The 13,616-nt window shown below is 73.9% G+C and carries 9 protein-coding genes, 6 tRNA genes and 1 pseudogene; 7 read left to right on the top strand and 9 right to left on the bottom strand.

Annotated elements, in window-relative coordinates:
- The first annotated feature begins 116 nt into the window (after positions 1-116).
- Positions 117-1,364 (top strand): uroporphyrinogen-III C-methyltransferase, encoded by a 1,248-nt coding sequence (cobA, locus tag O1G21_RS30975; protein WP_270148310.1) that lies wholly within the window; start codon positions 117-119, stop codon positions 1,362-1,364.
- Between the two features lie 97 nt (positions 1,365-1,461).
- On the opposite strand, the gene O1G21_RS30980 is transcribed toward cobA, so the two are convergent.
- Positions 1,462-4,203, bottom strand: coding sequence for a SpoIIE family protein phosphatase/ATP-binding protein (locus O1G21_RS30980; RefSeq protein ID WP_270148311.1), 2,742 nt, complete (start codon positions 4,201-4,203; stop codon positions 1,462-1,464).
- A gap of 89 nt (positions 4,204-4,292) precedes the next feature.
- Between O1G21_RS30980 and O1G21_RS30985 the strand changes: the two genes are divergently transcribed.
- A complete protein-coding gene (locus O1G21_RS30985; RefSeq protein ID WP_270148312.1) occupies positions 4,293-5,099 on the top strand; it encodes a TrmH family RNA methyltransferase in 807 nt (268 codons plus the stop codon).
- Positions 5,100-6,315: 1,216 nt separating this feature from the next.
- Here the strand turns inward: O1G21_RS30985 and O1G21_RS30990 are convergent.
- Positions 6,316-7,569: pseudogene (locus O1G21_RS30990) on the bottom strand (serine/threonine-protein kinase); the annotation flags it as partial.
- Between the two features lie 405 nt (positions 7,570-7,974).
- On the opposite strand from O1G21_RS30990, the gene O1G21_RS30995 reads away from it, so the two are divergent.
- On the top strand, positions 7,975-8,178 hold the full coding sequence (locus O1G21_RS30995) for a hypothetical protein (RefSeq protein WP_270148313.1): 204 nt from the start codon (positions 7,975-7,977) through the stop codon (positions 8,176-8,178).
- Between the two features lie 325 nt (positions 8,179-8,503).
- Here the strand turns inward: O1G21_RS30995 and O1G21_RS31000 are convergent.
- From O1G21_RS31000 to O1G21_RS31025, 6 genes are all read right to left on the bottom strand, one after another.
- Positions 8,504-8,575 (bottom strand) — tRNA-Val (locus tag O1G21_RS31000).
- 44 nt (positions 8,576-8,619) lie between these two features.
- A tRNA-Val gene (locus O1G21_RS31005) sits at positions 8,620-8,691 on the bottom strand.
- A 44-nt stretch (positions 8,692-8,735) separates the two neighbouring features.
- Positions 8,736-8,807: transfer RNA gene (locus tag O1G21_RS31010), tRNA-Val, on the bottom strand.
- Between the two features lie 41 nt (positions 8,808-8,848).
- Positions 8,849-8,920: transfer RNA gene (locus O1G21_RS31015), tRNA-Val, on the bottom strand.
- A 34-nt stretch (positions 8,921-8,954) separates the two neighbouring features.
- Positions 8,955-9,028, bottom strand: a tRNA-Cys gene (locus O1G21_RS31020).
- Between the two features lie 40 nt (positions 9,029-9,068).
- Positions 9,069-9,141, bottom strand: a tRNA-Gly gene (locus tag O1G21_RS31025).
- A 266-nt stretch (positions 9,142-9,407) separates the two neighbouring features.
- Between O1G21_RS31025 and O1G21_RS31030 the strand changes: the two genes are divergently transcribed.
- The 3 genes from O1G21_RS31030 to O1G21_RS31040 all read left to right on the top strand — a co-directional run bounded on the left by O1G21_RS31030 (position 9,408) and on the right by O1G21_RS31040 (position 12,503).
- Complete coding sequence (locus O1G21_RS31030; RefSeq protein WP_270148314.1) at positions 9,408-10,517, top strand: chorismate-binding protein; 1,110 nt, start codon at positions 9,408-9,410, stop codon at positions 10,515-10,517.
- Between the two features lie 12 nt (positions 10,518-10,529).
- On the top strand, positions 10,530-11,360 hold the full coding sequence (locus O1G21_RS31035; RefSeq protein WP_270148315.1) for an aminotransferase class IV: 831 nt from the start codon (positions 10,530-10,532) through the stop codon (positions 11,358-11,360).
- A 297-nt stretch (positions 11,361-11,657) separates the two neighbouring features.
- Positions 11,658-12,503 (top strand): GNAT family N-acetyltransferase, encoded by an 846-nt coding sequence (locus O1G21_RS31040; protein WP_270148316.1) that lies wholly within the window; start codon positions 11,658-11,660, stop codon positions 12,501-12,503.
- Positions 12,504-12,535: 32 nt separating this feature from the next.
- Here O1G21_RS31040 and O1G21_RS31045 read toward each other — a convergent pair whose 3' ends face one another.
- Positions 12,536-13,036 (bottom strand): DsbA family protein, encoded by a 501-nt coding sequence (locus O1G21_RS31045; RefSeq protein ID WP_270148317.1) that lies wholly within the window; start codon positions 13,034-13,036, stop codon positions 12,536-12,538.
- Positions 13,037-13,156: 120 nt separating this feature from the next.
- Here O1G21_RS31045 and O1G21_RS31050 point away from each other — a divergent pair, with 120 nt between their 5' ends.
- A complete protein-coding gene (locus tag O1G21_RS31050) occupies positions 13,157-13,612 on the top strand; it encodes a hypothetical protein (RefSeq protein ID WP_270148319.1) in 456 nt (151 codons plus the stop codon).
- Positions 13,613-13,616: the final 4 nt, after the last annotated feature.

Genomic DNA, 13,616 nt, shown 5'->3' on the forward strand with positions numbered 1-13,616 from the left:
CCGCGGGCCGGCCCGAGGGCGCGCCGGCCCGCGGAGCGGCGTACCGCCACCCGGCCGGCCGGGCGGCGTACCACCGCACCGCCCCACACCCTCACCCCCGATCAGGAGCACCGCCGATGAGCGCGCCCACCCCGCACCCCAGCACCGAGGGCCGTACCCCCTACCCGGTCGGCCTGCTGCTGGCCGGCCGCCGCGTCGTGGTGGTCGGCGGCGGCCAGGTCGCACAGCGGCGGCTGCCGGCCCTGATCGACTCCGGCGCCGACCTGCACCTGATATCCCCGGCCACCACCCCGGCCGTCCAGGCCATGGCCGACGCGGGCGAGCTGACCTGGCACGCCCGCCCCTACCAGGACGGCGACCTCGCCGGTGCCTGGTACGTGCTGGTCAGCAGCGACGACCCGGCGGTCAACGCGGCGGTCAGCGCCGAGGCCGAGCGCGAGCGGGTGTTCTGCTCCCGCAGCGACGACGCCTCCGCCGCCACCGCCTGGACCCCGGCCAGCGGCCGCGACGCCGGCGCCACCGTCGCCGTCCTCACCGGCGACCCGCGGCACTCCGCCGCCCTGCGCGACGCCATCGTCGGCGGCCTGCGGGACGGCTCGCTGGCCACCCGCTCGTACCGCTCGCACGGCGCCGGCGTCGCCCTGGTCGGCGGCGGCCCCGGCGACCCGGACCTGATCACCGTGCGCGGCCGCCGCCTGCTCGCCGACGCCGACGTGGTGGTCGCCGACCGCCTCGCCCCGCGCGAGCTGCTCGCCGAGCTGCCCGAGCACGTCGAGGTGATCGACGCCTCGAAGATCCCGTACGGCCGTCAGATGGCCCAGGAGGCGATCAACCGGGCGCTGATCGAGCACGCCCAGGCCGGCAAGTTCGTGGTCCGGCTCAAGGGCGGCGACCCGTACGTCTTCGGCCGCGGCGGCGAGGAGCTGCTGGCCTGCGCCGAGGCCGGCATCCCGGTCACCGTGGTGCCCGGCATCTCCAGCTCGATCAGCGTCCCGGAGACGGCCGGCATCCCGGTCACCCACCGCGGGCTGACCCAGGAGTTCACCGTGGTCTCCGGCCACGTCGGCCCGGACGACCCGCGCTCGGTCACCAACTGGCAGGCCGTCGCGGGCATGAGCGGCACCCTGGTGCTGCTGATGGCCGTGGACAAGATCGGCGCGATCGCCGCCAAACTGGTCGAGCACGGCCGTCCCGCCGACACCCCGGTCGCCATCGTCCAGGAGGGCACCACCGCCGCCCAGCGCCGGGTGGATGCCACCCTGGGCACCGTAGCCACCGTGGTCGAGGCCGAGGCCGTCAAGCCCCCGGCGGTGATCGTGGTCGGCGACGTGGTGAACGTGCTGGCCGCCGCCTTCCGGCGCTGAGTGGTTTGCGGAGCGGGAAGTCGGCCGGTCCGACTTCCCCAGGGCGTGTCCGCAAGCTCCCGCCTCCGGGCGAACGACGGGAGCTTGCGGACACGCCCTACTCCAACGGCTGCTCCGTCCAGATGACCTTCCCGGTCGCCGTGTAGCGCGTCCCCCAGCGGTCGGCGAACTGCGCGACCAGGAACAGCCCGCGTCCGCCCTCGTCCTCGGTCGCCGCGTACCGCAGGTGCGGCGAGGTGCTGCTGCCGTCCGACACCTCGCAGATCAGCGCGCGGTCGCGCAGCAGCCGCACCCGGATCGGCCCGGAGCCGTACCGGATCGCGTTGGTCACCAGCTCGCTCAGGATCAGCTCGGTGACGAACACGGCCTCGTCCAGCCCCCAGTCCGCCAGCCGCTCCGCCACCTGCGCCCGTACGGCCCCCACCGCCGCCGGGTCGGCGGGCACGTCCCACTGCGCGACCTGGTCCGGCGTCAGCACCCTGGTCTCCGCGACCAGCAGCGCGATGTCGTCCTGGGGATGCGCCGGCAGCATCGTCACGAGCACGTCCGCGCAGGTCTGCTCCGGCGTGCGCGGCGGCCCGCCGAGCGCCTCCCGCAGCAGCGCCAGCCCCTCGTCGATGTCCCGCTCGCGGTCCTCCACCAGCCCGTCCGTGTACAGCACCAGCCGACTGCCCTCGGCCAGCTCCACCTCGGCCGTCTCGAAGGGCAGGACCGCCAGCCCGAGCGGCGGCCCGGTCGGCACCTCAGGGAACGTCACCCGGCCCTGCGGGTCCACCACGGCCGGCGGCGGATGCCCGGCGCTGGCCAGCGTGCAGCGCCGCGACACCGGGTCGTAGATCGCGTACAGGCAGGTCGCCCCGGTCAGCGTCCCGCTCTCGCCGCCGCCCGCCTCCTCCTGGTCGATCCGGTTCACCAGTTCGTCCAGGTGGCCGAGCAGCTCGTCCGGCGGCAGGTCGAGCGTCGAGAAGTTGTGGATCGCCGTCCGCAGCCGTCCCATCGTCGCCGCCGCGTGCAGCCCGTGGCCGACCACGTCACCGACCACCAGCGCCACCCGCGCACCCGGCAGCGGGATCACGTCGAACCAGTCCCCGCCCACCCCGGCCTGGGCCGGCAGGTAGCGGTGCGCCACCTCCAGCGCGTTCTGCTCCGGCAGGCTGCGCGGCAGCAGGCTGTGCTGCAGGGTCACCGCCATCACGTGCTCGCGGGTGTACCGGCGGGCGTTGTCGATGCACACCGCCGCGTGCGCCACCAACTCCTCGGCCAGCGTCAGGTCCTCCGGCTCGAACGGCTCCGGCCGCTCCGCCCGCCAGAACCGGGCCACCCCCAGGAGCACCCCGCGCGCCCGCAGCGGCACCCGCACCAGCGAGTGCACCCCGTACGCCAGCGCCTGCTCCGCCCCCTCGGGATCCTGGTCCCGCCAGCCCCACGCCTCGGCCAGCCGCGGCTCCAGCCGGGACGCACCGCTGTGCAGCGCCCGGGCCAGCGGGGTGTCGGGCACCACGTCCAGGGCGGTGCCCACCGGGTGGAACGGGCCGCTGCCCCTGGTCCCGGCGAGGGCCGCCCGTCGCATCCGGCCCAGCGAGGTGCCCTGCGGCGGTTCGTCACCGGCCAACACCTGCTCGGCGAGGTCCACCGTGACGAAGTCCGCGAACCGTGGCACCGCGACCTGCGCCAGCTCCTCAGCAGTCCAGGTGACGTCCAGCGTGCTGCCCACCGTCATGCCCGCGTCGTACAGCAGCCGCAGCCGTCGCTGCGCGCCCTCGGCCCGGCCGGTCAGCGCCATCAGCTCGGTGGAGTCGCGCAGCGTGGCGACGCAGCCGGGCGGACCGCCGTCCTGGTCGGTCAGCCGGACGTTCACCGCCAGCAGCCGCTCCCCGGCCAGCATCACCTCGTCGGTCACCGGACGGTCGGCGGTCAGCAGCTCCAGCGGGGCGGGCTCCAGACCCAGCTCGGTCACCGGACGGCCCTCGGCGTCCGGCGGCAGGTTCAGCAGTCGGCGCGCCTCGTCGTTGCAGAGCAGCAGCCGTCCGTCCCCGCCGACGATCATCACGCCCTCGCGCACCGCGTGCAGCACCGCCGCGTGGTGCTCGTACATCCGGGTCATCTCGACCGGGCCCAGCCCGTGGGTCTGCCGCCGCAGCCGACGGCTGATCAGCGCCGTGCCCAGCGTGGCCAGGCCGATCGCCCCCGCGGCCGCGCCCAGGACCACCGGCAGCTGACGCTCGCTCGCGGTGGACACGTTGTTCAGGGTGACCCCCGCCGAGACCAGCCCGACCACCGAGCCGTCCGGTGCGTACACCGGGACCACCGCCTGCACCAGCGGGCCGACCGTGCCGCTGAGGTGCTGGGTCACCACCTGGCCGTGCAGCGCGGGCTCGTACGTGCCGACGAACTTCTGGCCGATCCGGGCCGGGTTGGGGTGGGTGTAGCGGATGCCCTGGTTGTTCAGCACCACGATGAAGTCCACGCCCGAGGCGATCCGCGCCGACTGCGCCTTCGGCTGCAGGATCGCGGTCGGGTCGGGGGAGCGCAGCGCGTCCACCATGCCCGGCGAGTCGGCGAAGGACTGGGCGACCGCCACCGACCGGTTGCGGGCCTCGCGGTCGGCGTCGTTGTGCGACTGCACCACGAGCGCCACCGCGGCCCCCGCCACCAGCAGCAGCACGATCAGGATCTGGAGCGCGAACACCTGCCCGGCCAGCGACCGGTGCCGTACCGGTCGCGGCCGTTTCGCGCGTGGCAGCTGTTGCCGACCGTGTGGGCGCCCACCGAAGGAGCCGGCGTCGCCGGTGGCACCAGAGGCCGACGGAGCCCAGGATCGGCCCGGATTTCGGGCCATACGGTCATGTTTACACTCCGGCCAGCCCGGGACCACCCCGTCCCCTGGGCCGTTTGGCCTTCCCCGCCCCCGCTTGGCAAGATCGCAGGGTGTCCGAACCCAGCACCATCACCGACCCGGCCGACCCCCGCCTCGCCGACTACACCGGCCTCACCGACGTCGAACTGCGCCGCCGCCGGGAACCCGCCGAGGGCCTGTTCATCGCCGAGGGCGAGAAGGTCATCCGCCGCGCCCTCTCCGCCGGCTACCGGATGCGGTCGATGCTGCTGACCGCCAAGTGGCTGGACGTGATGTCCGACGTCATCGCCGCCGCCGACGCCCCCGTCCACGTGGTCGAACCCGCACTCGCCGAAGCCGTCACCGGTTACCACGTCCACCGCGGCGCCCTCGCCTCGATGGAACGCAAGCCGCTCCCCGACGCCGCCGACCTGCTCGCCGGAGCCCGCCGGGTCGCCGTCCTGGAAGGCCTGGTCGACCACACCAACCTCGGCGCCATCTTCCGCAGCGCCGCGGCCCTCGGCATGGACGCCGTCCTGCTCTCACCCGACTGCGCCGACCCGCTCTACCGCCGCGCCGTCAAGGTCTCCATGGGCGCCGTCTTCGCGGTCCCCTACGCCCGCCTCGACCCCTGGCCCACCGCCCTCGACACCGTCCGCGACGCCGGCTTCACCCTCCTCGCCCTCACCCCCGCCGACACCGCCGTCGACCTCGCGACCCTCGCCCCCCACACCCTCCCCAAGACCGCCCTCCTCCTCGGCGCCGAAGGCGAGGGCCTGACCCCCCGCGCCATCGCCGCCGCCCACCACCCCGTCCGCATCCCCATGGCCCACGGCATCGACTCCCTCAACGTCGGTGCCGCCGCCGCCGTAGCCTTCTACGCCGTCACCACCCCTTAATCCCCACCTCACCCCGCCCACCGACCTGCCCCCGCCCCTCCGCCCCCGCGCCGTCAGCCCGGCCCCTGCACAGGAAGTCGACCCGCGCGACTTCCTGCGCCAGCCGCTGTCCCGCCCCCGCGCTCAGGCCCGGCCCTCCACCGCCCAACCCACCTCCGCTCCTGCGGCGTCAGCCGGGCCCCTGCACAGGACGTCGGCCCAACTCGACGCCGCCCCCAGGCACCTGGGGCCGGGCCTGCCAGGCCGACCTCGCATCCTGCGGCGTCAGCCCTTCCCGCGACCGCGCGCGTCAGAAGTCGGCCGATCGAGCATCCGTCGGGTTTCCTCCAGCGCTTCTCAACTGTGCGCTCGTCGCTGCTCGACGAGTCCGGCCTCCGGGCCCGCTCGGCTTCCCGAGCAACGCCTGTCGTGCCGGCATCGCAGCGTCCCGACTTCCTGCACTCGCGGCCGACGTCCTCCGTTCCGCGCGGGCGGACGATTCGTACGGGGGAACGCAGTGAGCCACGGACCCACGCGGAGAAGTTGACCCGGTTCAGCCCGTCGGGGCGGTCGGTGGGGCCGGGGCGGCGGCCGGGGGAGCGCCGCCGGAGGCGCCGGCGCCGGGCCAGGACTCGTCGAGGGTGCCGTCGGAGCGCACGGTGTAGCGGGTGGAGGTGACCGCGCCGGTGGCGGCCACGCGTTCCTCGCGGACGACGGCGCTGCTGTCCAGGCGCCAGGCGGCGGTGGCCTGCGGGTCGGCGGTGGAGGTGCGGGAGGCGGTGGCGACCGGGGTGTCCCCGGTGAAGGTGTAGAGCTGGACGAGGTCGACCGGCGCCGACCCCTCCGTTCGCCGCAGCACGATGACCGTGGCCGGCTGGCCCTTGTACCGGGTCGGCAGCACCGCACTCAGCGCGATCTGCGGCCCGTTACCGACCGAGTGCCCGTCCTTCAGTGTGACGGCGGTCCCGCCGGCCCAGTCGGGGTAGCTGCGGTTGGGCCAGTCGACCACGGGCCCCGGCCCCTGCGCGGGCGCCAACGCACTGTCCGCGGTGCCGCGCGCGGCTGCCGGGACCGGGGCCGCCGAGGCCTGCGGTGCGACGTCCGCCGAGGTCCCGGGCACCGCCTGTTCACCGCCGCCCCCGCCGAGGGCCGTCGCGGTCTGCCCGACCACCGGCCGCGCTCCCTGGTTGCTCCGGTTCTCGCAGCCCTGCGCCGCGGCGATGGCCAGCGCGACGCCGATCGTCACGGTGACGAAGACCACCAGCCGTTGCCGCAACAGCCGCTGCCGCGCCGTACCGGGCCGCCCGCCGGGCGCGGGGGTGTGCTGGCGGTCCCGGGGCCGCGGCCGGGCGGGTGGGGGAGTGTGCGGGCGGTCCCGCAGCGGACGGGTGACCGGCGTCGCCTCGGGCCGGGGGGCCGGGGCGCCCTGCGGGCGCCGCGCCGACGCTCCCGGCGCCTGCCCGCCCGGACGACCCGCCGCGGCCCGGGCCCGCGCCGCCGGCGCGGCCGGTTCGGGCGAGCGCCCGGGAGCCGGAACGCCCTGCCGTCCGACGCCGTCCTGGTGCGGCGCTCGCGGAGCACCGGCGGACGGGGCGGGTGCGGCGGGTGCGGCAGAGGCGGCGGCCGGGGCCGGGCCCCGCCGTGCCGCGCGTCCGCCGCCATCGGTCGCGGCCCCGCGTGCCGCCAGCTCGCTGAGCCGCTCGTGCAGCGCGGCCGCGCCGGGCCGCTCGGCGGGCTCCTTGGCCAGGCAGGCCCGGATCAGCGGGGCGAGCTGGGGCGGTACGGCCGACAGGTCGGGCTCCTCGTGGACGACCCGGTAGAGCATCACCTCGGAGGACGCCCCGGATCCGAACGGGGTGTCCCCGGTGAGCGCGTAGGCGAGGGTGGCCCCGAAGGCGAAGACGTCCGTGGCCGGGGTGACGGCGGCGCCGCGCACCTGCTCGGGCGCGAGGAAGCCGGGGGAGCCGACCGCGGTGCCGACGTGAGTGAGGGTGCTGGCGCCGCGCGACCACGCGATGCCGAAGTCGATGATCCGCGGCCCGCGCGGCGAGAGCAGGATGTTGGAGGGCTTGAGGTCGCGGTGGACGACCCCGGCCTCGTGCACCTTGACCAGCCCGTCGGCCAGCGCGGCCCCGATCCGGGCGGCCTCCGGCCAGCTGAGCGGCCCCTCGTCGCCGACCTGCTTGTAGAGGGACGGCCCGGGGACGTACGCGGTGGCGAGCCAGGGGCGGTCGGCCTCGATGTCGGAGCCGACGACCCGGGCGGTGCAGCCGCCGCGGATCCGGGAGGCGGCGGCGATCTCGCGGGCGAAGCGGGTGCGGAACTCCTGGTCCTCGGCGAGTTCGGCGCGGATCAGCTTGAGGGCGACGCGCTGTCCCCGGCGGTCGGAGCCGAGGTAGACCACGCCCATGCCGCCGGCCCCGAGTCGCCGGTGCAGGCGGTACGGCCCGACGATGCGGGGGTCCTCACGCCTCAGCCGCATCATCGCCATGTCTCGTTCCCCGTCAGCCCGTGGTGAGGCCCCGTCGGTTGGGGCATCGTCAGTTCCTGTCCGGCACAGCTTACGGACTGCCCGCTGCGGTGTGCTGATACGCAACACCTCAAGCCACCGTGCGATCGTCGGATCGTGCGCTGAGCTGCAGGTCACAGAGATGCCGAATCGTTTCTCGGGGTTGCCCCTCAGGGTTCCCCCGGGGGCCGGGTGAGTCGTCCCTCCCCCTGCGGTAGTACGCCTTGAGTCTGAGCGTCATCCTCCGGGATGCCCGAGGAACAGTACGACGGCATGACGCCCGGACGGCCCCCTGACCAATAGCGTTGTGCTCAGCGGTGGACGGGGAGCTCGTCCCCCGAGGTAAGCCGTTCACCGCGCCAACTCGACCGGATCAGGAGCAAGGCCATGGCAACGCAGCAGACGGGCACCACCACCCGCCGCCGTCGTCCGGCCTTCACCCAGCCCCAGTCCGCCGAGCAGCCGACCCGGCACCCCGCCGTCGCGCTGGCCATGGCCCTGCCGTGCGCCGTGCTCCTGGTGCTGCTGTTCGGCGGGTGGGAGCAGCTGGCGAACCAGGCCGAAGCCCTGGCCGATCTGATCGGCCGCTGAGGCCAGGAGGCCACCAGGCCCCAAGGCCACCAGGCTCACGGCCGCAGAAAGAAGAACACCAGAACGGGCACTGATCCCCTGGGGACGGGGAGCAGTGCCGCCGGGGAGACCGCGCCCGCGATGACACGCGGACGGGCGAGAGCGGTGCGCAGAGTGCCCCGGCAGGCGGAGACGCCGCGTACGGACGTCGGTGAGGGCGACCGTACGCGGCTCTTCTCTTCTCCGAACTCCACCGGTCTCCGAACTCCGGCGAAACGCCGGAACGAGGAAACGACGAAACGGCCGAGGCCGCGACCCTGACGGATCGCGGCCTCGGCCGTTACTGTGCGCGATACTGGGATTGAACCAGTGACCCCTACCGTGTCAAGGTAGTGCTCTCCCGCTGAGCTAATCGCGCCTGGTGAGGCGTTCCTGCAGCAGACCCCGAGGGGACCGTTACTGTGCGCGATACTGGGATTGAACCAGCGACCCCTACCGTGTCAAGGTAGTGCTCTCCCGCTGAGCTAATCGCGCCTGGTGTGGCGGTTGTGCAGCAGGCCTCGAAGGGCCTGTTACTGTGCGCGATACTGGGATTGAACCAGTGACCCCTACCGTGTCAAGGTAGTGCTCTCCCGCTGAGCTAATCGCGCCTGGTGAGGCGTTCCTGCAGCAGACCCCGAGGGGTCCGACGTGCGCGATACTGGGATTGAACCAGTGACCCCTACCGTGTCAAGGTAGTGCTCTCCCGCTGAGCTAATCGCGCGGGGAGGTCTCCCGGCAGGACCGGGAGAGCCTCTTGGAGGTGGAGACGGGATTTGAACCCGTGTACACGGCTTTGCAGGCCGTTGCCTCGCCTCTCGGCCACTCCACCAGGCAACACATGAAGAACGATCTTACACTGTTCTCCATCGAGCGGACGACGAGATTCGAACTCGCGACCCTCACCTTGGCAAGGTGATGCTCTACCAACTGAGCCACGTCCGCCTGTCTCCCGGGATCTTCACCGCTTTTCTTCGGCTGCGCTCCCCGGCGACGTGTTGAACTCTAGCGGATTCCCGGGCCAGCTAAAAATCCGTTCCCGCAGCGTGCCGAGGGGATGCCCGCCGGGTGCCGTCCCGTCAGCCCTTCCGGCCGGTCACCGGACCGCCACCTGCGGCGCTCCCGGACGATCAGCGGGCCCGACCGGGGCCGTACCCCCCCGACCTACACTTCAGGCACCGCCGCCCCCAGCACGACCGCGCAGGAGAACCGTGTCCGGCCACCCCGACCCCCGCACCCCACTCGCCCGCTTCGGAGGCCGCGTGGCCACCGGACTGCGGGACGTCACCTCGGACCCGGCCGCGCTCGAATCCTCCGGCTACTGGGCCGTCGCCCACGACTTCGAGGGCCGGCTGACCTGCGCCCGCTTCGACGACGTCCGCCCCGCCCCGGCCCCGCCCGCGGGCGCCGGCTGGCGCGGACCGGACGCCGGCAGCTGGCACAGCTCCCTGGACCGCGCCGCCTACACCGCGGGCGTGCGCCGCATCCGCGAGCACATAGCCGCCGGCGAGGTCTACCAGGCCAACCTCTGCCGCGTGCTGTCCGCGCCGCTGCCCGACCCCGACCGCAGCGACATCGACGCGCTCACCGGTCTCCTCGCCCACGGAAACCCGGCCCCCTACGCCGGCACCATCCGGCTGCCCGAGCACGGCGTCGAGATCGCCACCGCCTCCCCCGAGCTCTACCTCCACCGCGCCGGACGCACGGTCTCCTCCGGCCCGATCAAGGGCACCGGCCGCACCGAGGACGACCTGCTCGACAAGGACCACGCCGAGAACGTGATGATCGTCGACCTGGTCCGCAACGACCTCGGCCGGGTCTGCGAGACCGGCAGCGTCACCGTCCCCGACCTCTGCGTCGTCGAGAAGCACCCCGGCCTGGTCCACCTGGTCTCCACCGTCGAGGGCACCCTGCGCGACGGCGCCGGCTGGCCCGAACTGCTCACCGCCACCTTCCCGCCCGGCTCGGTCACCGGCGCCCCCAAGTCCAGCGCGCTGCGGATCATCGACGCCCTGGAGACCGCCCCCCGCGGCCCCTACTGCGGTGCCGTCGGCTGGGTCGACGCCGACCGCGGCGAAGGCGAACTCGCCGTCGGCATCCGCACCTTCTGGCTCGACCGGCAGGATCCGCGGGCACCCGTCCTGCGCTTCGGCACCGGCGCCGGCATCACCTGGGGCTCCGACCCCGAGCGCGAATGGGCGGAGACCGAACTCAAGGCCGCCCGCCTGGTCGCGATAGCGTCGGGCAGCGAGACCGGCGGTCACACCGACAGCGAAACCGGCAGTCACCCCGGCACCGACCACGAGCCGCACCGCGCCTAGGAGCAGCCCTCGATGCACAACCGCACCACGAGCTGGGTCAACGGCACCCTCGTCGACTCCGCCGACGCCGCCGTCTCGGTCCTCGACCACGGCCTCACCACCGGCGACGGCGTCTTCGAGACCATGAAGGCGGTTGACGGCAGGGCCTTCGCGGTCACCCGCCACCTCGACCGGCTCACCCGCTCCGCCCGCGGCCTCGGCCTGCCCGACCCCGACCACGACCTGGTCCGCGAGGCCTGCGCCCAGGTCCTCGCCGCCAACCCGGTGCCGCTCGGCCGCCTGCGCGTCACCTACACCGGCGGCAACGCCCCGCTCGGCTCCGAGCGCGGCACCACCGGCCCCACCCTGGTCGTCGCCCTCGGCGCCATCAACCGCCGTCCCGACGAGACCGCCGTCGCCGTCGTCCCCTGGCGCCGCAACGAGCACAGCGCCGTCGCCGGCCTCAAGACCACCTCCTACGCCGAGAACGTCGTCGCCCTCGCCGCCGCCCACCGCGTCGGCGCCTCCGAGGCCGTGTTCGCCAACACCGCCGGCCGGCTCTGCGAGGGCACCGGCTCCAATGTCTTCGTGGTCATCGGCGGCCGCCTGCTCACCCCCGCCCTCTCCTCCGGTTGCCTGGCCGGCATCACCCGGCAGCTGGTCATCGACTGGTGCGGCGCCGAGGAGACCGACCTCCCGCTCAGCGCCCTGCAGGACGCCGAGGAGATCTTCCTGACCTCCACCACCCGCGACGTCCAGGCCGTCACCCGCGTCGACGACCGCGAACTGCCCGGCACCGGCCCGGTCACCGCCAAGGCCATGACGGTCTTCACCGAGCGCAGCGGCGACGACCTCGACCCGTGATCCCCGCCCCGTGAATAATGCTCGGGGCGGGCGGGGAAGGGACCACGACTTGACATCGTCCTTCGGCCGAAGCCGGAGGACTCCGACCTCGCGGGTCGGGCTTTCTGCTTCACAGCCGATTGCCGGCCTGGGGCTACCAGCGGAGGGACGGTGTGCCGCCCATCGGTCTTACATCAGCTCCACAGACCTGACTTCCCGCCAGCCCGGCGGTAGGCCAGCCGGCTATTTGCTCCGACTATGCGTGACCAACGTATCACGAACGGTGATCCCTCGCGGTGGGGGATTTGGAGGCATCACATGACCACCACGCTGCGCCCCGAGGGCCCGGAGACACCCACCACGGCCGGCGGCCGCACCAGACGCTGGCGCATCCTGGCCAACGGCCACCAGGTCGGCGCGCTGCGCACCACCTCCGCTCGCCACGGCCACCAACTCTGGGGTGAGATATCGGAGTTGGAGATCACCGAGGGGCGCGGCCGGGGCCGCGGCACATTCGGTGCGCTGGCCGCGGAGGAGGTGCTGCGCAACTGGGGCTGCACCCGGGTGGACGTCGTCGTCCCCGAGTCGGCGCCGATCGCCCGCAGCCTCGCCGCCACCCTGGGCTACACCGAGCGGATGCGGAACCTGGGCAAGAGCCTGACCACCGCGCCGGCCCTGCCCGCCGGCGTCACCGCCCGCCCGATCGCCGCCACGGAGCTCCCGGCCTGGCTCGACCGGGCGGCGGAGAACTACGTCGCCTCGCTCATGGGCTCCGGCCTCAGCGAGGAGCAGGCCCGCGCCAAATCGCGCCTGGACCACCAGAACATGCTCCAGCAGGGCGCCGACACCCCGGGCGTCGCCCTGCGCCGGCTGTACGGCGCCGACGGTGCACCGGAGACGCTCGGCTCGCTCTGGCTGGACCTCCACCTCCGCGACCTGCCGGACGGCACCCCGCTCGCCTGGGTCATGGTGGTCGAGGTGTCCCCGGCCCACCGGGGCCGGGGACACGGTCGCACCCTGATGCTGCTCGCCGAACAGGAGTGCCTGGCCGCCGGGGTGCGCGAACTCGGTCTGAACGTCTTCTCCGGCAACGAGGTCGCCCTGCGCCTCTACGCCTCGCTCGGCTACCGGATCGTCAATCGCTGCTACGGCAAGCAGCTGTGAGGAGTTGACGAGCCGTCAGCAGGGCGAGCGGGTCAGGAAGCCCTCGCCGCCTCGATCACGGCGACGATCCGCTCGCGCAGCCCCTGCTGGCTCTTCCCGCCGTCCAGCCGCTCCCCGCCGATCACGTACGTCGGCGTGCCGGTGACCCCGATCGCCTTGCCCTCGGCCTGGTCGGCGTCCACGGTCAGCATGTGCCGGCCGTCGATCAGCGCGGTGTCGACCTCCTCGACGTCCGCCCCGACCTCCCGGGCCACCTCCAGCAGCACCTGCTGCCCCCGCGCGTCCAGCTCCTCGACCCGGGCCAGCAGCGCCTCCACGAACGGCCACCCCAGCCCCTGGTCGAACGCCTCCTCGGCCGCCTCCGCCGCGGCGTAGGCGTGCTTGTGCTTCTCGAGCGGGAAGTGCCGCAGCTCCACGGACAGTGCGTCGCCGTACTGCGCGCGCAGCGCCCGTACGTCGTCCAGCGCGGTGCGGCAGTCCGGGCACTGGAGGTCGCACCAGAACTCGAGGCGGGGGAGGGAACCATCGATCATTCCCCCAGTGTTCCACTAGTGGGTGCCCGCCCCCGCCCGGCGGTGCGCCCGAGGGCGGACCGCCAGGACCGACAGGGAGGCACCGATGACCAGGACGATCGGAAGCGAAGGGGCCCACTCGTGCTGACCGCGGCGATCAGTTTCCTGCTCACGGCCGGTGGCGTGGCCGTCGCGGGCCTACGGACCCGGCGTCGGCGCTTCCTATCGGCGACCCGCTGGTTCGCGGTGGCCCTGCTGCCCGCCGGGCTCTACCTGACCGGACTGTTCCCGCTGGCGAGCACGATCGGCCGGGAGTTCGCCGACTGGGCGGCCAAGCTGGTCTTCGACCCCCGGGTGTGGGTCGGCATCGTGCTGCTCGGCGTCTCCGCCGCCCTGCTGGTCACCACCCGCTGGGTGGGCCGCCGCGGCGCGGTGGAGGGCTCGCCGGATCGTCCGGCCGCCGCCGGACCGGCTCCCGAGCGCCCGGCGGTCGCCCAGGCACCCGAGGCACCCGGGAAGCAGCAGACGGGCAAGCGGGACGACGGCCTCGGCGACTTCGCCGACATCGAGGAGATCCTCCGCAAGCGCGGCATCTGAGCCG

The sequence above is a fragment of the Kitasatospora cathayae genome, assembly GCF_027627435.1.
Lineage (GTDB): Bacteria > Actinomycetota > Actinomycetes > Streptomycetales > Streptomycetaceae > Kitasatospora > Kitasatospora cathayae.

What these genes read in the sequence shown, in the direction of transcription:
- O1G21_RS31045 (WP_270148317.1), bottom strand. Translation starts at nt 13,036, where the DNA reads ATGATCGATGGTTCCCTCCCCCGCCTCGAGTTCTGGTGCGACCTCCAG.
- O1G21_RS30980 (WP_270148311.1), bottom strand. Translation starts at nt 4,203, where the DNA reads ATGGCCCGAAATCCGGGCCGATCCTGGGCTCCGTCGGCCTCTGGTGCC.
- cobA (WP_270148310.1), top strand. Translation starts at nt 117, where the DNA reads ATGAGCGCGCCCACCCCGCACCCCAGCACCGAGGGCCGTACCCCCTAC.
- O1G21_RS31035 (WP_270148315.1), top strand. Translation starts at nt 10,530, where the DNA reads ATGCACAACCGCACCACGAGCTGGGTCAACGGCACCCTCGTCGACTCC.
- O1G21_RS31040 (WP_270148316.1), top strand. Translation starts at nt 11,658, where the DNA reads ATGACCACCACGCTGCGCCCCGAGGGCCCGGAGACACCCACCACGGCC.
- O1G21_RS30995 (WP_270148313.1), top strand. Translation starts at nt 7,975, where the DNA reads ATGGCAACGCAGCAGACGGGCACCACCACCCGCCGCCGTCGTCCGGCC.